This window comes from Rhodococcus sp. NBC_00294 (assembly GCF_036163995.1).
Lineage (GTDB): Bacteria > Actinomycetota > Actinomycetes > Mycobacteriales > Mycobacteriaceae > Rhodococcoides.
The window spans coordinates 4,423,592-4,441,322 of the sequence record NZ_CP108043.1; the positions used below are offsets into that span (position 1 = coordinate 4,423,592).

The following is a 17,731-nucleotide window of genomic DNA, read 5'->3' on the forward strand; positions in this document are numbered from 1 at the left end:
CGAATAGAGTCGGCCCATGGCATCCGTGTTCAGCGCAATCATCGCCGGCGACATCCCGGGCCGCTTCGTGTGGGAGGACGACGACGTCGTCGGGTTCCTCACCATCGCCCCAGTCACGCAGGGTCACACCCTGATCGTCCCGCGAGCCGAGATCGATCAGTGGCAGGACGTCGATCCGACGACCTTCGGATCGCTCACGTCGGTCGCTCAGACCGTCGGCAAGGCCGTCCGGTCGGCGTTCGACGCCCCTCGGGCGGGTCTGTTGATCGCCGGTCTCGAGGTGCCGCACCTGCATCTGCACGTGTTCCCGGCCTTCGACATGGCGGACTTCGACATCTCCGGCGCCGACACCTCCCCGTCGCCCGAGTCGCTGGACGAGGCGCAGGAGAAGATCACCGCAGCGCTCACGGCGCTCGGCCACGGGCAGCACGTCCCCCGTCGCTGATCGGTCGTCCGAGAACCGCCCGCGCGGCTCCGACGATCGCCGCGGCCACGGTGTCGAGCGCCGGCGACGACAGCGTCCACTGCTGCCAGTGGAGCGCCACGTCGATCACGGTGTCGTCGAGTTCGACGACGTCGAGTCCGCCGCGCTGCTGGTCCGGCAGCATGCCCCAGCCGAAGCCCAGATGCACGGCACGCGCGTACTCGGTGGACGACGGCACCAGGTGTCGCGGCGGCACCGACGCGGACACGCCGTGTCGCGAGAGGTAGCGATCCTGCAGCGCGTCCTTCTCGTCGAACACCACGACGTGGGCTCGGGCCAGGGCGTCCGGAGTGACGCCGTCGTCCAGGAATCGAGTCACGAACGACGGAGACGCGCAGGGGCGGTACCGCATCGAGCCGAGCCTGGTCGAGGTACAGCCGCGGACAGGTGTGTCCACGGACGTGATCGCCGCCGTCACCGTTCCACCGCGGAGGAGTTCGGCGGTGTGGTCCTGATCCTCTCGATGGATGTCGAGGATCACGGAGCCCGCCAGTGGCGCGAGCGCCGGCAACACCCACGTGGCCAGGGAATCCGAGTTGACGGCCAGCGACACCCGAGCGACGTCGTCCGCGGTGCGCAACTCCCGCACGGCGCCGTCGGTCAGAGTCTGGATCTGCCGGGCGAGCCGGAGCAGCACGACGCCGGACTCGGTCGGCATCACGGGCTTCGTGCGCGAGACGAGAACGGCACCGACCCGCAGTTCCAGCGCTTTGATGCGCTGACTCACCGCCGACGGTGTGATGTGCAGCGACCGCGCAGCCGCTTCGAACGTGCCGTCGTCGACGACGGCACGCAGAGCCTCGAGCTGGTCCGACTGCATGATGTGAAGCTACGCTCATCAGTCCTGAAAAACATGAGCTGGACTACATCGTCTGGTTCGACCTAGCGTTCCGGTCATGTCCTCCCTGTTCGTCGGCTTCGGTGTCGGCCTCTCCCTCATCGTCGCGATCGGCGCACAGAACGCCTTCGTTCTCCGTCAGGGCATAGCACGACAGCACGTGCTCGCCGTCGTCCTGGTGTGCGCTCTGTCCGACGCGGTCCTCATCCTCGCGGGAGTCTCGGGCATCGGCGTGGTCGTCGAGACCTACCCCACGGCTGTCACCGTCGTCACGGTCGCCGGCGCCGTCTTCCTCACCGTGTACGGACTCATGGCCTTCCGACGGGCACTGCGCCCGACGAGTCTGACCGTCGGCGGGAACGGAGCGAGTGTGTCGCTGCGGTCCGCGGTCCTCACCTGCCTGGCACTGACGTGGCTCAACCCGCACGTCTATCTGGACACCGTCGTCTTCCTCGGCTCCGTCGCCAATCGCGAGACCGGGTCAGCGCGCTGGTGGTTCGCCCTCGGCGCGACGCTGGGCAGCATCGTCTGGTTCACGGCCCTCGGATTCGGCGCGCGATTCATGACGCCGATCTTCGCCAGACCCGTCGCGTGGCGTGTGCTCGACGTCCTGATCGGTGTGGTCATGCTCCTCATCGCCGTCGTCCTGGTCGAGGGGCTCGTCTCCGGCTGACTCCACCCGTCCACCCGGACGCCGGCCCGCCAGGGGCAGCTCCACGCGGAACGTCGCACCCCGGCCGGGCGCGCTCGCCACCGAGACCCGACCGCTGTGGGCCGCGACCAGCGCGGACACGATCGACAGACCCAGACCACTCCCGCCGCTCTCTCTCGTGCGCGAACGATCCGCCCGATAGAACCGCTCGAAGACGCGCTCGGCATCGTCCTCGGTAAGTCCCGGCCCGGTGTCACGAACCTCCAGAACGGCTGTCTCACCGACGGTTCCGACCGCCACGGTGATCGACGCCGTCGGCGGGGTGTGCCGGAGCGCGTTGCCCACCAGGTTGCCGAGCACCTGGCGCAGACGCGCATCGTCCCCCAGCACCTCCGGCACGCCGCTGCCCTCGAGCACCTGCAGACTCACGGCTCGTTCCGGAGCCGTGGCGGCCGCATCGTGCACCGCGTCCGCTGCGATCACGAGGAGGTCCACGGGGCTCCGATCGAGCGGACGCTGGGCGTCCAGCCGCGCCAACATCAGCAGATCTTCGACGAGCAGACCCATCCGCGCCGACTCTCCCCCGATACGGGTCATCAGCAACTCGGTGTCGGTCATGGCCCCCTGCCGGTAGAGCTCGGCGAAGCCGCGGATCGTCGTCAGCGGGGTCCGGAGCTCGTGGGAGGCGTCGGCCACGAAACGGCGCATCCGGTCCTCCGACGCACGTGCCGCGTTCTCGGACTCGCGCGCCGCGTTCTCGGACGCCTCCGTCGCAGCGAAGGCGTGCTGGATCTGGGCGAGCATTCCGTTGAGTGCCGCGGACAGTCGCCCCACCTCGGTGCGTTCGTTCCACTCGGGAACGCGTCGATGCAGATCCCCGGACGCGATGGCCGCGGCCGTCACCTCCACCTCCTGCAGCGCCCGCAGGCTCCGGCGTACCAGGAAGTACGCGGCGACACCCAGCACCACCAGCACTGCGAGACCGATGGACAGTTGCAGAGTCACGAGCCTGGAGACGATGGCCTCGTTGCCCGCCAGCGGAATCGCGACCGTCGTCTGGCCGTCCTCGTTCGAGACGGTCACCGTGCGCCACGACTCGTCGGGATCGCCGACCGATCCGACAGTGGTCGGCGTGGCGGTCAGGACGCCGGTCAGATCGGGCTGATCGTCCCCGACATCGTTCACGGGAGTACGCACGGTGCCGTCCGCCGCCACCGAGCGGACGTAGAACGCCGTGGGCGGACGCTGCGGGTTCGCCTCCTCCGGGGGAGGTCCGAGGAACCGCTCCCCACGAGGTCTGGCCCAGCCGGACGCCGCCTCCATGAGCTGTTCGTTGACACGTTGGGTCAGCGTGTTCTGCAGTGCCGAGGTCACGGCCACACCCGAACCGACGAGACCGAGGGCGACGAGAAGCAGCAGCACCGACACCAGGGTGACGCGGAGCGGGACGGCGCGTAGGTGCCGCTTCACCGACGCGGTTCCCGCAGGACGTAGCCGACGCCTCGCAGTGTGTGGATCAGCCGGGGTTCCGTCGTGTCGACCTTCCTGCGCAGGTACGACACGTAGGACTCCACGACACCGACCTCACCCCCGAAGTCGTAGTGCCACACGTGGTCCAGGATCCGGGGCTTGGACAACACCGTCCCGGAATTGACCATGAGGTAACGCAGGAGCGTGAACTCCGTCGGGGACAACGAGACGGGTTCGCCCGCCTTCCACACCTCGTGGGTGTCGTCGTCGAGCTCGATGTCGGCGAACGTCAGGCGTGACGGCTGCGCCTCCGGACCGCGCACCGACCGGCGCAGGATCACGCGCAGGCGCGCCACCACCTCCTCGAGGCTGAACGGCTTGGTGACGTAGTCGTCCGCACCCATGGTCAGACCGGTCACCTTGTCCTCCACCGAGTCCCGTGCCGTGAGGAACAGTGCGGGCGCGTCGATACCGTCGGCGCGCAGTCGGCGGAGCAGCCCGAAGCCGTCCATGTCGGGCATCATCACGTCCAGGATCAACGCGTCCGGCCGGAAGGTCCGGGCGACGTCCAGAGCCGCGGGCCCACCCAGCGCCGTGCGGACCTCGAATCCCTGGAACTTCAGACTGACCGACAGCAGTTCGACGATGGTCGGCTCGTCGTCGACCACCAGTACCTTCGCCTCGGCGGTGGTCTGCGGTCGGGGAGTCGTCATGACGGAATTCTCGCTCACGAGTGCCATGGTGTCCGGCGTTGCTGGTTCCTGCCCGGGGTGTCGCTGTGAGGTTCCTGTGAGCCCCGATCCGGCGTCGTGTCCGCTTTGCTACCGTGGGGGACAGACTGCGACACAGACCCGGACGAGCGCACCGTACCCGGCCAGCGACAAGACGGTGCCAGGAGAGTCGACTACTCATGGCATGGATCATTCTGGTGTTGTCGGGCGTGTTCGAGGCCGTCTGGGCCACCGCACTCGGCAAGTCCGAGGGCTTCACGAAGCCCGTCGCCACCATCGTCTTCGGTACGGCGCTCGTCGTCAGCATGGGCGGTCTCGCCTTCGCCATGCGGACCATCCCGACCGGCACCGCCTACGCGGTGTGGGTGGGCATCGGCGCCTCGCTCACCGTCGTCTACGCGATGGTGTCCGGCACCGAGTCCGCGACGCCGATCCGCATCGCCCTCATCGCAGGGCTCGTCGGGTGCGTCATCGGACTCAAGCTCGCCCACTGACCGCGCCCCCGGCCGTCCCGCCGTCCCATCCCGACCGGCCTCCGGCCTTCCCGCCGCGGGTTAGAGTGACCCCATGAACTGGGTGTCCGCGGTCACACTGCCGGTGCGTGTCGGATTGGCTGTCGCCGAGTCGGCGGTCGGGGTGGCCGAGTCGGCCGTCGCGACCACCCGGATGGCGCTGGCCGCAGGCGCTTCCGGGTCACTCGACGCCATCACCCTGGCCAATCCTCGGAGCGGCCCGCTGCAGCTTCTCGGACAGTTGGCCGAGCTCACCTCCGACGACCGCGCACTGGGTCACGCGCTGCGGCCCGGTGGCCCGCTGGACCGACTGCTCGAGCCCGGTGGCGCCGTCGACAGGTTGACGAGCAAGGGCGGCACCCTCGATCGACTGCTCGAGCCCGGCGGTCCTCTCGAACGCATCCTGGCGGACGACGGCCCCCTCACCCGAGTCCTCGCGGAGGACGGTGCGCTGGATCGCCTCCTCGCCGAGGGCGGTCTGCTCGATCGACTCACGGCCGTCGACGGACCCATCGAGCGCCTCACCGCGAAGGACGGCCCTGTCGAACTCCTGACCAAGGAGGGCGGCGTGATCGAGGCGCTGACCCGTGAGAACGGGGTCATCGACAACGCCCTCGCCAAGGGCGGGCTCGTCGAGACGCTGCTCGGTGAGGAAGGCGCGATCCAGCGGCTGACGGCACGCAACGGTCCGCTGGATCAGCTCGTGACCGTCGCCGAGTCGCTGAGTTCGCTGGCGCCCAACCTCGAGCGCATGAGCGTCAGCGTGGAGATTCTGCAGGACACCGTGGACGTCCTCGCCGCTGCGGTGAACCCGCTCGGCGAGCTGGTGGGCAAGCTGCCGAGCCGCTGGGTCAAGAGTCGCGGCGCGGTCGAGCCCAAGACGGGCGAGGTGCGCGGGGCGCTGCAGGGTCCGGCCGTCGGCCGCTGAGCCTCGTGGGCGTCAGCGCGACCGGACGTGCTCGCCGAAGAAGGTGAAGACCCGAGCGAAGGCGTCCTCGGCCTGCTCGTGCTGATAGCCGAATCCGGTGACGCGCATGACCAGTGCACCCGGACCCGATCCGAAGTCGTTCGCGAAACTGTGGCCGGCACCGGGATAGGTCACGACGTCGTGGGCAACGCCCTTGTCCTGCAACACCTTCTCGAGCTTCGGGCCCGCGCCCGGCAGCATCGGATCGCGCTTGCCGAAACTCGCGACCATCGGGCACGTGCCCTCGAGGGCCGACTCGATGTGACGGGGCAGGATGCCGTAGAACGGCGCGCTCGCCTCGAACCCCCGGGGCGCCAGCGCCAGAGCGAAACCTCCACCCATGCAGAACCCGACGATGCCCACCGCGCCGGTGGTGTCGGCACGCGCGGTGAGGGTGTCGCGGCACGCCAGCAGGTCGTCCACCGCCCGGCCCGAGCGCGCGAGAAGCGACCGGAACACTCCTGTCACACACTTGGCGCGGCCACCGCGGGCGTAGAGATCCGGCACCAACGCGACGTAGCCCTGGTCGGCGAAGCGCCGGGCGATGGACCTGATGTCGTCGGTCATGCCGAACACGTCGTGCACGATCACGACGGCGGGCCAGGGCCCCTCCCCTGAGGGGACCTCGAGTGTCGCCTCGATGCGATCTGTTCCGGTGTCGACCTCGATGACAGTCATACCGGCCGACTCTAGCGACCCAGCGCCGTTCTCACGGTGTCCGACAGCAGGTTGCCGGCGTGCACGCTGAGACCGTCTGCGAGCCCGGGAACGGTGGCGCACGCCTGCTCCCAGCCCTGGTCGGCGAGAGCGAGAACGAACGGGAGCGTCGCGTTGGTCAGCGCCTGCGTCGACGTGCGGGGAACCGAGCCCGGCATGTTGGCCACGCAGTAGAAGATCGAATCGTGCACCGGGAAGGTGGGATCGTCGTGCGTGGTGGGACGCGAGTCCTCGAAACACCCGCCCTGATCGATGGCGATGTCGACGAGCACGGACCCCGCCTTCATCCGTGCGACCAGTGCGTTGGACACCACCGTCGGGGCCTTGGCACCCGGGACGAGGACCGCCCCGATGACGAGATCGGCGGCCACGACGGCCTGCTCGAGCTCCCACCTGTTCGACACCATGGTCTTGACCTGGCCGCGGTACTGCGCGTCGATGGTCCGCAGCTTGGCGATGTCGAGGTCGAACACCGTCACGTCAGCACCGAGCCCGTGTGCCATCGCCACGGCGTTGGATCCCGACACCCCGCCGCCGATCACCACCACCTTGGCCGGACTCACTCCCGGAACGCCGCCCATCAGCACACCGCGGCCGCCTGTCTGCGCCATCAGGTGATACGCCCCGGCCTGGGTCGCGAGCCGGCCGGCGACCTCGCTCATCGGTGCGAGCAACGGCAGACTGCCGCCCGCGCCGGTCACCGTCTCGTAGGCGATCGCCGTGGCGCCGGACGCGACGAGGGCATCGGTGCATGCGGCCGACGCGGCGAGATGGAGATAGGTGAACAGGACCTGGCCCGACCGCAGCCGGTGGTATTCGGCCTCGATCGGCTCCTTCACCTTGAGCAGCAACTCGGCCCGCGCCCACACCTCGTCGGCCGAGTTCGAGATCTCCGCGCCGGCAGCCTTGAAGTCGTTGTCCGAGAACGACGATCCCGCGCCCGCCTCGGTCTCGACGACGACGCGATGACCGTGCACGACCATGTCGTACACTCCCGCCGGGCTCGCCGCCACCCGGTACTCGTGATTCTTCAGTTCCCGAGGTATGCCGATTCTCATGGTGCGCCCTTCGCCTCTACCGGATGACTCGTCATGTCCGATAATCGTGAACTTCGTTCGACCGAGCCGCAATCGAAGTGACGATAATTTCGTAGACTGGCCTCATGGACATCGAATCGTCGAACACAGGTCTGTCCGCCCCGGTGCGACCGAACAATCTTCGGGCGGCATCTCTGGACCGCATCGATCGCGTCATCCTGCGTGAACTGGCGAACGACGCCCGCATCCCCAACAACACCCTGGCCGCCCGCGCCGGGATCGCCCCGTCGACGTGTCTGGGACGCGTCCGTTCACTGGTCGAGCGCGGGGTCGTCCGCGGTTTCCACGCCGACATCGATCCGGCGGCACTGGGGCAGGGCCTGCAGGCCATGATCGCGGTGCGGCTGCTGGCGGGTGCCCGGCGCCACCTGGGCGAGTTCGCGGAGTCCTTCACGACGTTCCCCGAGGTGCTCGACGTCTACTTCATCGCCGGTGCCGACGACTACCTGATCCACGTCGCGATGACGGACTCTGCGCACCTGAGGGACTTCGTCGTCCAGAACCTCAGTGCTCATCCGTCGGTGGCCGCGACCGAGACCACACTGATCTTCGAGCACCTGCGGCCGCGACTGGTCGACGAGGGCGGACCGAGCTGACGCCCTCCGCCCATCCGGTGCGGCGAGCGCACCGAATACCCGGTGTATCAGCCAGGAGAGCACGGCCGTGGATGTGACGGGGGTACTTTTCGCCCACTCTTACTGACCCACCGACCACACGCATGGAGGCAGCCCGAGATGAGCGATCACGGTTCGCCCGAACGACCCGTGCAGCTGCCGGATCGGGACCTTCTCGAGCTCGCGTACCTGTGTGCCCTCGACGCCATGGCAGCCTCGGAGCAGTACGAGACCATGACTCGCCTCGACGACACGGACGCCCACACCAGGCGGAGGTTCGACGCGATCGTGCGTGACGTCCGCGAGACGATGGCCGTGACGTCGGACGCGACACGCACTCCCGCCCCCGCCGATCTCCGGGTCCGCATCCTGGGGGCCGTGGAGGACACGGCGCAGGTCGACCCCGACGGCGCGACAGTCCTCCCCCTTCGTCCCAGCCGCCGACGCGGATGGCGCATTGCCGCGATGGCGGCCGCCGCTGCGGTGGTCGTCGGTGTGGGCGGGGCGGTGGCCGTGCAGCAGAGCGCGACTCCGTCGGCTCCCACCGCGACCGTCGCGGCACCGCTCGAATCCCCGGTGGCCGGAGGCGGCACCATGAGCGTGCAGTACACCCCCGGTGACGAGCGCGCCGTGCTCCGCATGACGGGTGTCGCAGCACCTCCCGCCGGGTCGGTCTACCAGGTCTGGCTCATCGAGGGCTCGCCCGTGTCCGTCGGGACGATGGATGCCGACGACCTCTCCCAGCCGGCATCCGTGCCCGTCGACGGCGCCACCGCACTGTCGGTGACCGTGGAACCCGCGGGCGGATCACCGTTCCCCACCTCGGGCGCCGTGGCGCGCGTCGCGCTCGCCTGATCCGTCCCGGATCGGATCCACCGGAGTCGAACATATGTTCGACACCGTGTAGGGTGGGTGTCACTGCACCACCCGACGTCAGACCTTCCCTCGTGACGTGTGATTCCCGAGGAGACGTCCGTGATGAACCGTCGGCGCCGACTGCACCTGATGAACGGGGTCTGGCACGAGGAGGCACCGGCCACCTGCGGTAACGGTCATGTGCTGCAAGCGCGTTCGGTTCTCGTGGGAGCCAGGTCGTGCTCGTGCGGCATCGGTCACCATCGCACGCACCACTGCCGCACCTGCGGTGACACCGTCTTCACTCCCGCCCTCGGCGAGGGGTGCCGGGACGGGAGTTTCGACGGACGCGCGAATCGCGCGCGCGGCGAGGGGTCAGGAGCGGGTCAGCAGTGACCGGAGGAAGAACGTCAGGTTCGCCGGACGCTCCGCCAACCGCCGCATGAAGTATCCGTACCATTGCGTACCGAAGGGCACGTACACGCGGACGCGGTACCCCTCCGACACCAGGCGTGTCTGCTCACCGTCGCGGATGCCGTAGAGCATCTGGTACTCCATGTCGTCCGGTCCACGTCCCAGTTCGGCCGCGTCTCGTCGCGCCGCCTCGATCATGCGGGGATCGTGGGACGCCACCATGGGGTAGCCCTCCCCCTCCATGAGCACCCGCAGGCACCGCTCGTACGAGGCGTCCACGTCCGCCTTCTTCTGGAAGGCCACACTGGCCGGTTCGCGATATGCGCCCTTGCACAACCGGATTCGCGATCCGGGACCGGAGAGCTCGCGGCAGTCCTGTTCGGTGCGGTGCAGGTACGCCTGCAGGACGGTGCCGAGAGTCGGGAAGTCCTTGCGGAGCTCCCGCACGATCGCGAGAGTCGAGTCGGTGGTCGTGTGGTCCTCGGCGTCGACGGTCACCCACACTCCCGCGGCGTCCGCGGCGGCGCACACCTTGTGGGCGTTGGCGAGGGCCACGGCGTGGCCGTCGTCGGGGAGCGACTGTCCTAGCGCCGAGAGCTTCAGCGAGATCTCCAGCGGGAAGGCCGGAGGCCGGCCGGAGGTGGGCGGGAAGGCCGGAGGCTGTGGGGTGTGGAGGCGTGAGTATGCCTGCAGTAGGGACAGATACGCGTCGACGGTCGCGGTGGCCTGCGCCGCGTCGGTGGTGTCCTCACCCAGGTGATCGACGCTGACGACGCGGCCGGACCCGAGCAGGTCGGCGACGGCACCGACCACCTCCGGTTCGGTGCTCCCGGCGATGAAGCGTTCGACGAGCGACCTGGTCAGGACGGACCGCGCGACGACGCGTTCGAGGCGGCGCGATCGCCCGGCGGCGAGCAGGACGGGGCGGAGCGGGTTGGTGGCCATCGGTCAGACTCCCTGGTGAGGGTAGGTGTGGTCCACGGCCGGCACGAAAGTCTCCTTGATGGTGCGCGCGGAGGCCCACCGGAGCAGGTTCTGCGGTGATCCGGCCTTGTCGTTGGTGCCCGACGCGCGAGCACCGCCGAACGGCTGCTGCCCGACGACGGCGCCGGTCGGTTTAACGTTGACGTAGAAGTTGCCGGCGGCGAAGCGCAGGGCCTCGGTGGCCTGCGTGACGGCGGCGCGATCGTCGGCGATGATCGATCCGGTCAGGGCGTACTTCGACCCGCTGTCGACCATGGCGAGCGTGTTCTCGAACGCATCGGGCTTCGAGTCGTCGTAGACATGCACGGCGAGGATCGGGCCGAAGTACTCGGTGTGGAACGCCTCGTCGCCCGCGTCGTCACCGAGCAGGATCGTCGGGTCCACGAAGTAGCCGACGGAATCGTCGCAGGTGCCGCCGGCGGCGATGGTGATGCCCGGGGTGGACTTCGCGCGTTCGAGTGCAGCCGCGTTGCGGTCGAAGGCCTTCCGGTCGATGACCGCCCCACCGAAGTTCGACAGATCGGTGACGTCGCCGTAACGCAGCGACGACGCGGTGTCGACGAGCGTGTCCCCCATCCTCTTCCACACCGACGACGGCACGAAGGCCCTCGACGCCGCTGAGCACTTCTGACCCTGGAAGTCGAAGGCACCGCGGATCAGCGCCGTGGTGAGCACGTCCGGGTCGGCGGAACTGTGGGCGACGACGAAGTCCTTGCCACCGGTCTCACCGACCAGTCGCGGGTAGGTGTCGTAGCCGGCGATGTTCTCGCCCACCTCGCGCCACAGCCGCTGGAACGTCGGTGTGGAGCCGGTGAAGTGGATGCCGGCGAGACGACGATCGGCGAGTGCGACCTCGGAGACGAGGGGTCCGTCACCGAGCACGAGGTTGATGACGCCGGGGGGCAGTCCGGCGGCCTCGAGAAGCTGCATCGTCAGGTACGCGGCGACGGCCTGGGTGGGCGACGGCTTCCACAGCACGGTGTTGCCCATGAGCGCCGGCGCCGTGGGGAGGTTTCCCGCGATGGCGGTGAAGTTGAACGGGGTGATGGCGTAGACGAAGCCCTCGAGGGGGCGGTATTCGACGCGGTTCCAGACGCCGGGCGCGGAGATCGGTTGTTCGGCCATGATCTGTCGGGCGAACGAGACGTTGAAGCGCCAGAAGTCGATCAGCTCGCAGGGTGCGTCGATCTCGGCCTGGTACGCGCTCTTCGACTGCCCCAGCATGGTGGCAGCCGCGATGGTCTCGCGCCACGGCCCGGCGAGGAGATCGGCGGCGCGGAGGAAGACGGCGGCGCGCTCGTCGAAGGGCAGCGATCGCCACGCAGGTGCGGCGGCGGTCGCCGCGTCGATGGCGTCGCGTACGTCCTGGTGGGTGGCATTCGCGAACGATCCGATGACGGACGCGTGCCGATGCGGTTGCACGACGTTCTCGCGTGGGCCCGTCGCGTCGCGATGGTTTCCGCCGATGACCTGGGTGATCTCGGTGGGCGTGGCGGCGAGTCGGTCCAGATGGTGCGTGAGCCGCGCTCGCTCGGCGCTGCCGGGTGCGTACGTGTGCACCGGCTCGTTCAGGGGGGTGGGTACTGCGGTGACGGCGTCCATGTCGGTCCTCGGTGTCGGGTCTTCGTGCCGGGTCGGTGGGTTCAGCCAAGCGGACGCAGCATCCTCGATATTCGGCCCAACGTCCAAAGAAATACACCGACCCCTGTCCGATCGGATGAAGGACACCTAGATTGCACGGCATGACCCGCACCTCGTCGACCCTCGACTCGATCGTGCGTGCGCTGCACTCCGCCTTCGTCGAGGTGCTCGTGGCACCGGCGGGGTCGGACGTGCCGATCGGGTCGGTGACGCTCGTCGACGCCGACGATCTGGCCGCCGAGCTCTACACGACCGCCGCCGCGGCGGACCTCTATCTGCTGGCGGGTGTGCGGGAAGCGGACGCCGTTGCGTGGTTCGACGACCTGGCGACGCGGAGCAGCGACCTTCGACCCACCGCGGTGATGTCGAAGATCGCCGCCTCGTCCACGCTGATGCAGCACGCGGCTCGCACGGCCGGCGTCGCTCTCGTCGCGGTGCACACGCAGACCCGCTGGGACCGCCTCCTGTCGATGGTGCGCGGCGTGCTCGACCATTCCTCGCCGTCGATCACCACACCTCCACCGTCGTCCGCGGAACCGTCCGAACTGGCGGGACTGGTGGGCGCGGACACCGATCTCTTCGGGCTGGCGCACACCGTCGCGGTGCTCACGCGCGGGATGGTGAGCATCGAGGACCAGCGGTCGCACGTGTTGGCGTACTCGGCGTCGGACGATCAGGCGGACGAGCTGCGGACCCTGTCCATTCTCGGACGAGAAGGCCCCGCGGAGTATCTCCGGCGACTCGAGCAGTGGGGTGTCTACGACGCGGTCCGCCGTTCCGACGAGGTCGTCGAGGTGCCGGCGCACTCCGATCTGGGTATCCGACGGCGACTGGTCGCCGGCATCAGAATGACTGCCACCCAGGATGGTTCGGGCACACCACGACTGGTCGGCACGCTGTGGATCCAGGAAGGTCGTCGACCGCTCACCGACGATGCTCCGAGCGTGCTGCAGGGCGCGGCCGCGGTGGCGGCACGGTTGATCACGCGCATCCTCGAGGCACCCACGAACGAGGCGGTGCAGATCCAGCGACTGCTCGGCGCTCGTGGCGGTGGGGTCGACGTGCCCTCACTCGCCGCGGCGCTGTCCATCCCGACGGACGGGCCGGCGGCGGTGATCGGTCTCGCCGCGCTGGACGGCGCCGCGCCCGATGCCCCCTCGTCGGCCACGATGGCCGATCTGTCCGGCGCGATCCGACTGCACGCCAGTTCCTTTCACCGACTGTCCCTGGTCACCACTCTCGGCGACCGCATCTACGTCCTCGTCCCACGGACCCGCGCGGAGACCTCGGTGCCGTCGTGGACTCGCCGGTTGCTCGAGGGCATCGAGGCACGCACGGGGATCCGGTTGCGGGCCGCGGTGGCATCGCCGGTGGCCGCCCTGTCCGAGGTCGCCGCCGCTCGCCGCGAGGTCGATCGCGTCCTGGACGGGACCGCCGGAGCAGACGACAGGGTGACCACACTCGCCGATTCGCGGACGTCCGTGCTGCTCGGTGAGATCGTCGATCTGCTCCTCGCGCACCCCTCGCTGCACGATCCGCGCATGGCGGCGCTCGTCGAGTACGACGCACGCACGTCCTCGTCGCTACGCGAGAGCATCGCGACGTATCTGCGGCACCCGTCCGACGTGCGCCGGGCCGCGGCCGACCTGCACGTGCACCCGAACACGTTGCGCTATCGGGTCCGACGGGCCGAGGAGATCACCAAGACGGACCTGTCGGATCCCGCCGCGCGACTGCTGATGGAACTCCAGTTGGCCGTGCTGGCACGTCAGGCCAGTACCTGACGGCACCATTCGAGAAGTGGTGTGAGATCACGCCAGGCGCCACGGATGTGATCGGCGCACTCTGCTGTGTCGAGCCACGGCGGGCAGCCGAAGGACCGTCCTGCCGTCAGGGACTTGTGGCGCAGCAGATCGATGCGGGGATGATCCGCGTCGTAGCCGCGCGGCGAGGTCTTCAGCCGGTCACCGCCGCGGTCGTAGCCGCGGCTCTCGAGATCGGCCACGATTCGCGCGAGCTCCGACCCGCGGACCTCGTCGTCGACGACGGCGCGGAACTGGGCGATGGAGTCGGACGTGGACGCGTAGAACCCGCCGGCGACCATGAGGCCGGAGGCGTCGACCTGCACGTACCACCCCGTGGACGGGGCCACCTGCACGTAGGCACCCTGGTGCGTCTTGTACGGCACCTTGTCCTTGGAGAAGCGGACGTCGCGGTGCGGCCGGAAGAGCTTGGCCGTCCCGAACTCCTCGGCCAGTACCTCCGTGAGCGCGGTCATGGGCGCGCGGACCGATTCGTCGTAGACGTGCTTGTGTTCGGCCCACCAGGTCTTGCTGTTGTCGACCTCGAGATCCTCGTAGAAATCGAGGGCGGCCTCCGGGATTCCGGTGAACGAGCTCATAGCGGGAGGCTATCGCCCCGTGCGCCCTGTGCGTACCGCTGGATGCGCATAGTGCGCACGGGGGGTCAGGCCAGCGACCGGCTGATCACCAGACGCTGGATCTGGTTGGTGCCCTCGAAGATCTGCGTGATCTTGGCGTCGCGCATGTACCGCTCGACCCGGAAGTCTCGGGTGTACCCGTAGCCTCCGAACACCTGCACGCCGTCGGTCGTCACCTTCATCGCCGCGTCCGTCGCCACGAGCTTGGCCACGGAGGCCTGACGTGAGAACGGCAGTCCGGCATCCTTGCGGCGTGCCGCGTCGATGTACGTCGCCCGGGCCGAGTCCACCGCCGCTGCCATGTCGGCCAGCACGAACCCGAGCCCTTGATGATCGATGATCTTGCGGCCGAACGTCGTTCGCTCCTGCGCATAGGCCACGGCATCGTCGAGCGCGGCCTGGGCGATGCCGACGGCGACGGCGGCGATGCCCAGCCTCCCGGCGTCGAGGGCACTGAACGCGATGCCGAGCCCCTGCCCCTCCTCGCCGATGCGGCGATCGGCCGACAGCACCGCGCCGTCGTAGTGGGCGGCCGTCGTGGGTATCGCGTGCAGCCCCATCTTCTCCTCCGGAGCTCCGAAGGAGAGCCCCTCGAGGTCGGCGGGCACGAGGAAGCAGGAGATGCCCCGCGAGCCCTCGCCGGTGCGCGCGAAGAGCGTGTAGAAGTCCGCCTTGCCGCCGTGCGTGATCCAGGCCTTCGACCCGGTGACGGTGTACCCCTCCGGACCGGCCACGGCCTTGCAGGAGAGGGCGGCCGCGTCGCTGCCGGCCTGTGGCTCCGAGAGGCTGTAGGCGCCGATCGTGCGCCCACCGAGCATGTCCGGCAGCCACCGCGACTTCTGGTCCTCCGACCCGAAGGACATGAGCGGGTGGCACGAGAGCCCGTGCACGCTCACGGCGACGGCCACCGCGGCCCAGCGCGACGCCAGTTCCTCGAGCACCTGCAGATAGACCTCGTAGGACTGACCGCCGCCGCCCCACTCCTCCGGATACGGCAGGCTGAGCAGCCCCGCCTCGCCGAGCGTGGCGAAGACGCCGTCGGGATAGGTCTCGGCCTTCTCGTGTTCGTCGACGATGGGGTCGAGGACCTTGTCCGCGATGTCGCGGGTCAACTGGAGAAGGTCACGTGCGTCGTCGTTCGGCAGCAGTCGTTCGACAGCCATGGGTCCTCGTCTCGGTCGCGGATCGGATGAGGCGGCACCAGTACTGCAGCGGGCCCCTCAGTACTACGACAGTACTGCATGGCGTTCTGCAGTACTGTCGCTCACCATGACAGCAGCTCACGCGACGGCGCGGCGCGCGCAGCTCTTCGATTCCGTGGTGGCCCTGTTCCTGGCCGAAGGCTTCGCGCACCTCACTCTCGACGACATCGCCGCCCGCCTTCGGTGCTCGAAGAGCACGCTGTACACCCTCGCCGCGAGCAAGGACGACCTCGTCCGCTCCGCCGCGGTGCACTTCTTCACCTCGGCAGCGGTCCGCGTGGACGCGGCCTCCGACGCCGCGACGGGCACCCGCGAGCGCCTCGCGGCGTATCTGGGCGCGGTCGGTGAAGCACTCGCGCCGGCGTCGGAACGGTTCATGACCGACCTCGCCGACTTCGAGCCGTCGAGGCTCGTCTACGAACGCAACACCGCCATCGCGGCCGAGCGAGTCCGCGGCATCATCGACGACGGGGTCCGCGCCGACGACGTGCGGGACGTCCACGCCGCGTTCGTCGCCGACGTCGCCGCGTCGGTGATGGTCTCGATCCAGAGCCGTGCCCTCGCCCGTCGCACGGGTCTGGACGACGCCGCCGCCTACCGGGAGCTGGCCACACTGCTGACTGCCGGCATCGCGCGATGACTTTCGCCGTCGGCCGGAGTCGACACGGCTGACGGGTCGAGTTCGCTCCGCCATCCGAAGACGAAGGACCTCACGATGCAGAAGATCACCCCCACACTGTGGTTCGACGACCGGGCCGAGGAGGCCGCGGAGTTCTACCTCGCGACGTTCGGCACGGGAGCGATACTGAACGTCAGCCGCTACGGGGACGGTGGACCCGGCGCCCCGGGCCGCGCGATGATGGTCGACTTCGAGCTCTTCGGTCAGCGATTCAACGCCCTGAACGGGGGGCCACAGTTCCCGTTCACCGAAGCGATCTCCATGGCTGTCAGCTGCGACGGGCAGGAAGAGGTCGACCGCTATTGGAACGCGCTCACGTCCGACGGTGGATCCGAGGGCCGGTGCGCCTGGTGCAAGGACAAGTTCGGGGTCTCCTGGCAGATCGTCCCGGTCCAGCTGATGCAGCTGATGAGCACCCCGGATCCGGCGGCGTCCCAGCGCGTCGTGCAGGCCATGCTGTCGATGTCGAAGATCGTGGTCGCCGACCTGCAGAAGGCCCACGACGGAGCCTGAGCGGCGACGTTTCCTCACGTCACACACCGGGCAATCCCCGAGCGTGAACGAGACGTCGATGCCCGTGCGCGTGCTCGCCCTGCCGTTCGGGCTGGGGTCGGCGCTGCGCCACGCCAGGCTGTTCCATCCCCACGGGAAGGTTCTGACGGGCACACTGCGCCGTACCGCCGAGGGCGACGCCGGACTGCCTGTGGGCACGTGCGAGGTGACGGTGCGCCTGTCCACCGCGCTCGGGCTGCCCCGACGGGTTCCCGACGTCGCGGGTCTCGCGTTGCGTCTCCCGCCGACCGACCGGGCCGACGGTGCCTGGGACATCCTCCTTGCCAGCGCCGGGCGGGAGGTCGTGACGCGGTGCGTTCCGCTCCCGGTGCTCGCGTTCGAGACGGCCTCCTTCTCGACGCTGATGCCGCTGCAGTTCGAGGGTGGTCAGTGGTGGGTCCGCGCGCGGGCCGTCGCCGCGCCGCCGCTGCCCACCCTGGACTCCATCGTCGACGCCGTGCGTGCGCGTCCGCTGGTCTTCGAGTTCGAGCAGGCCGAGGGCACCGGGGCGTACGTCCCGTTGGCCGAACTGACGCTCGGCTCGGTCGACCAGTCCGGTGGCGACCTGTCGTTCGACCCGATCCGGCGCACTCCCGACAGTGTCCGGCCCGGTCCGGAATGGCTGCGGTCCCTCAGGGCGAGGGCCTACCTCGACAGTCGACGCGGCCGGTCCGACACCTGACCGGAATGCGACCGACTCAGGTTCCCTGACCGATCTCGCGCCCACACCCCACTCAGCGCGCCACACCCCTGTCGACACGCGGCACAGGGTGTGCCCCTCACGAAACCCGTGCACGCCGGCGGCGACCACGCACCCGCGCACCCGACCGACGGGGTTCGACTGCCGCATTTGTGGATATTCACACGCGAAGTAGGATTTGT

General features: G+C 69.0%; 18 protein-coding genes, 1 pseudogene and 1 riboswitch. Of the genes and pseudogenes, 10 read left to right on the forward strand and 9 right to left on the reverse strand.

Going from position 1 to position 17,731, the window contains the following annotated elements; all coding sequences use genetic code 11:
* Window positions 1–16: 16 nt before the first annotated feature.
* Complete coding sequence (locus OHB23_RS20730; protein WP_027504327.1) at window positions 17–445, forward strand: HIT family protein; 429 nt, start codon at window positions 17–19, stop codon at window positions 443–445.
* On the opposite strand, the gene OHB23_RS20735 is transcribed toward OHB23_RS20730, so the two are convergent.
* Entirely contained in the window at window positions 405–1,304 is a 900-nt protein-coding gene (locus OHB23_RS20735) for a LysR family transcriptional regulator ArgP (protein WP_222641062.1), read from the reverse strand. The genes OHB23_RS20730 and OHB23_RS20735 overlap by 41 nt on opposite strands.
* Window positions 1,305–1,380: 76 nt before the next feature.
* Here OHB23_RS20735 and OHB23_RS20740 point away from each other — a divergent pair.
* Window positions 1,381–1,914 (forward strand): annotated as a pseudogene (locus tag OHB23_RS20740) (LysE/ArgO family amino acid transporter); the annotation flags it as partial.
* Here the strand turns inward: OHB23_RS20740 and OHB23_RS20745 are convergent.
* The gene (locus OHB23_RS20745; protein WP_328810304.1) at window positions 1,804–3,444 is read right to left on the reverse strand and encodes a sensor histidine kinase; all 1,641 of its coding nucleotides are present in this window, start codon (window positions 3,442–3,444) and stop codon (window positions 1,804–1,806) included. The pseudogene OHB23_RS20740 and the gene OHB23_RS20745 overlap by 111 nt on opposite strands.
* Entirely contained in the window at window positions 3,441–4,157 is a 717-nt protein-coding gene (locus OHB23_RS20750) for a response regulator transcription factor (protein WP_027504330.1), read from the reverse strand. The genes OHB23_RS20745 and OHB23_RS20750 overlap by 4 nt, the downstream gene beginning before the upstream one ends.
* 118 nt (window positions 4,158–4,275) lie before the next feature.
* A riboswitch (guanidine-III (ykkC-III) riboswitch) is annotated at window positions 4,276–4,339 on the forward strand.
* Window positions 4,340–4,354: 15 nt separating this feature from the next.
* On the opposite strand from OHB23_RS20750, the gene OHB23_RS20755 reads away from it, so the two are divergent.
* Both OHB23_RS20755 and OHB23_RS20760 read left to right on the forward strand, forming a co-directional pair.
* Window positions 4,355–4,669: a DMT family transporter gene (locus OHB23_RS20755; RefSeq protein ID WP_027504331.1), complete on the forward strand. Its 315-nt coding sequence runs from the start codon at window positions 4,355–4,357 to the stop codon at window positions 4,667–4,669.
* A 73-nt stretch (window positions 4,670–4,742) separates the two neighbouring features.
* Window positions 4,743–5,615 carry a hypothetical protein gene (locus OHB23_RS20760; protein ID WP_051612993.1) on the forward strand — a complete coding sequence of 291 codons (873 nt, stop codon included), beginning with the start codon at window positions 4,743–4,745 and terminating at the stop codon, window positions 5,613–5,615.
* A gap of 12 nt (window positions 5,616–5,627) precedes the next feature.
* Here OHB23_RS20760 and OHB23_RS20765 read toward each other — a convergent pair whose 3' ends face one another.
* Window positions 5,628–6,332 carry a dienelactone hydrolase family protein gene (locus OHB23_RS20765; protein WP_328810305.1) on the reverse strand — a complete coding sequence of 235 codons (705 nt, stop codon included), beginning with the start codon at window positions 6,330–6,332 and terminating at the stop codon, window positions 5,628–5,630.
* 11 nt (window positions 6,333–6,343) lie between these two features.
* Window positions 6,344–7,429 (reverse strand): alanine dehydrogenase, encoded by a 1,086-nt coding sequence (ald, locus tag OHB23_RS20770; protein WP_328810306.1) that lies wholly within the window; start codon window positions 7,427–7,429, stop codon window positions 6,344–6,346.
* A 104-nt stretch (window positions 7,430–7,533) separates the two neighbouring features.
* On the opposite strand from ald, the gene OHB23_RS20775 reads away from it, so the two are divergent.
* Window positions 7,534–8,064 (forward strand): Lrp/AsnC family transcriptional regulator, encoded by a 531-nt coding sequence (locus tag OHB23_RS20775; protein WP_027504334.1) that lies wholly within the window; start codon window positions 7,534–7,536, stop codon window positions 8,062–8,064.
* Between the two features lie 138 nt (window positions 8,065–8,202).
* On the forward strand, window positions 8,203–8,937 hold the full coding sequence (locus OHB23_RS20780) for an anti-sigma factor (protein WP_328810307.1): 735 nt from the start codon (window positions 8,203–8,205) through the stop codon (window positions 8,935–8,937).
* A gap of 375 nt (window positions 8,938–9,312) precedes the next feature.
* Here OHB23_RS20780 and OHB23_RS20785 read toward each other — a convergent pair whose 3' ends face one another.
* Both OHB23_RS20785 and pruA read right to left on the reverse strand, forming a co-directional pair.
* Window positions 9,313–10,296: a proline dehydrogenase family protein gene (locus OHB23_RS20785; protein WP_328810308.1), complete on the reverse strand. Its 984-nt coding sequence runs from the start codon at window positions 10,294–10,296 to the stop codon at window positions 9,313–9,315.
* Between the two features lie 3 nt (window positions 10,297–10,299).
* Entirely contained in the window at window positions 10,300–11,937 is a 1,638-nt protein-coding gene (pruA, locus tag OHB23_RS20790) for an L-glutamate gamma-semialdehyde dehydrogenase (protein WP_328810309.1), read from the reverse strand.
* Window positions 11,938–12,077: 140 nt separating this feature from the next.
* Between pruA and OHB23_RS20795 the strand changes: the two genes are divergently transcribed.
* Complete coding sequence (locus tag OHB23_RS20795; protein WP_328810310.1) at window positions 12,078–13,760, forward strand: PucR family transcriptional regulator; 1,683 nt, start codon at window positions 12,078–12,080, stop codon at window positions 13,758–13,760.
* Here the strand turns inward: OHB23_RS20795 and OHB23_RS20800 are convergent.
* Both OHB23_RS20800 and OHB23_RS20805 read right to left on the reverse strand, forming a co-directional pair.
* Window positions 13,745–14,377 (reverse strand): DUF2461 domain-containing protein, encoded by a 633-nt coding sequence (locus OHB23_RS20800; protein WP_222627946.1) that lies wholly within the window; start codon window positions 14,375–14,377, stop codon window positions 13,745–13,747. The two genes, OHB23_RS20795 and OHB23_RS20800, sit on opposite strands and share 16 nt — an antisense overlap.
* Before the next feature lie 65 nt (window positions 14,378–14,442).
* The gene (locus tag OHB23_RS20805) at window positions 14,443–15,579 is read right to left on the reverse strand and encodes an acyl-CoA dehydrogenase family protein (protein ID WP_222646569.1); all 1,137 of its coding nucleotides are present in this window, start codon (window positions 15,577–15,579) and stop codon (window positions 14,443–14,445) included.
* Window positions 15,580–15,685: 106 nt separating this feature from the next.
* Between OHB23_RS20805 and OHB23_RS20810 the strand changes: the two genes are divergently transcribed.
* From OHB23_RS20810 to OHB23_RS20820, 3 genes are all read left to right on the forward strand, one after another.
* Complete coding sequence (locus OHB23_RS20810) at window positions 15,686–16,258, forward strand: TetR/AcrR family transcriptional regulator (protein ID WP_328810311.1); 573 nt, start codon at window positions 15,686–15,688, stop codon at window positions 16,256–16,258.
* Window positions 16,259–16,333: 75 nt separating this feature from the next.
* Window positions 16,334–16,810: a VOC family protein gene (locus OHB23_RS20815; protein WP_222646567.1), complete on the forward strand. Its 477-nt coding sequence runs from the start codon at window positions 16,334–16,336 to the stop codon at window positions 16,808–16,810.
* A 43-nt stretch (window positions 16,811–16,853) separates the two neighbouring features.
* Complete coding sequence (locus OHB23_RS20820; RefSeq protein ID WP_328810313.1) at window positions 16,854–17,531, forward strand: phosphodiesterase; 678 nt, start codon at window positions 16,854–16,856, stop codon at window positions 17,529–17,531.
* The last annotated feature ends 200 nt before the right edge of the window (window positions 17,532–17,731 follow it).

What these genes read in the sequence shown, in the direction of transcription:
- OHB23_RS20730 (WP_027504327.1), top strand. Translation starts at nt 17, where the DNA reads ATGGCATCCGTGTTCAGCGCAATCATCGCCGGCGACATCCCGGGCCGC.
- OHB23_RS20735 (WP_222641062.1), bottom strand. Translation starts at nt 1,304, where the DNA reads ATGCAGTCGGACCAGCTCGAGGCTCTGCGTGCCGTCGTCGACGACGGC.
- OHB23_RS20750 (WP_027504330.1), bottom strand. Translation starts at nt 4,157, where the DNA reads ATGACGACTCCCCGACCGCAGACCACCGCCGAGGCGAAGGTACTGGTG.
- OHB23_RS20755 (WP_027504331.1), top strand. Translation starts at nt 4,355, where the DNA reads ATGGCATGGATCATTCTGGTGTTGTCGGGCGTGTTCGAGGCCGTCTGG.
- OHB23_RS20760 (WP_051612993.1), top strand. Translation starts at nt 4,743, where the DNA reads ATGAACTGGGTGTCCGCGGTCACACTGCCGGTGCGTGTCGGATTGGCT.
- OHB23_RS20765 (WP_328810305.1), bottom strand. Translation starts at nt 6,332, where the DNA reads ATGACTGTCATCGAGGTCGACACCGGAACAGATCGCATCGAGGCGACA.
- ald (WP_328810306.1), bottom strand. Translation starts at nt 7,429, where the DNA reads ATGAGAATCGGCATACCTCGGGAACTGAAGAATCACGAGTACCGGGTG.
- OHB23_RS20775 (WP_027504334.1), top strand. Translation starts at nt 7,534, where the DNA reads ATGGACATCGAATCGTCGAACACAGGTCTGTCCGCCCCGGTGCGACCG.
- OHB23_RS20780 (WP_328810307.1), top strand. Translation starts at nt 8,203, where the DNA reads ATGAGCGATCACGGTTCGCCCGAACGACCCGTGCAGCTGCCGGATCGG.
- OHB23_RS20785 (WP_328810308.1), bottom strand. Translation starts at nt 10,296, where the DNA reads ATGGCCACCAACCCGCTCCGCCCCGTCCTGCTCGCCGCCGGGCGATCG.
- pruA (WP_328810309.1), bottom strand. Translation starts at nt 11,937, where the DNA reads ATGGACGCCGTCACCGCAGTACCCACCCCCCTGAACGAGCCGGTGCAC.
- OHB23_RS20795 (WP_328810310.1), top strand. Translation starts at nt 12,078, where the DNA reads ATGACCCGCACCTCGTCGACCCTCGACTCGATCGTGCGTGCGCTGCAC.
- OHB23_RS20800 (WP_222627946.1), bottom strand. Translation starts at nt 14,377, where the DNA reads ATGAGCTCGTTCACCGGAATCCCGGAGGCCGCCCTCGATTTCTACGAG.
- OHB23_RS20805 (WP_222646569.1), bottom strand. Translation starts at nt 15,579, where the DNA reads ATGGCTGTCGAACGACTGCTGCCGAACGACGACGCACGTGACCTTCTC.
- OHB23_RS20810 (WP_328810311.1), top strand. Translation starts at nt 15,686, where the DNA reads ATGACAGCAGCTCACGCGACGGCGCGGCGCGCGCAGCTCTTCGATTCC.
- OHB23_RS20815 (WP_222646567.1), top strand. Translation starts at nt 16,334, where the DNA reads ATGCAGAAGATCACCCCCACACTGTGGTTCGACGACCGGGCCGAGGAG.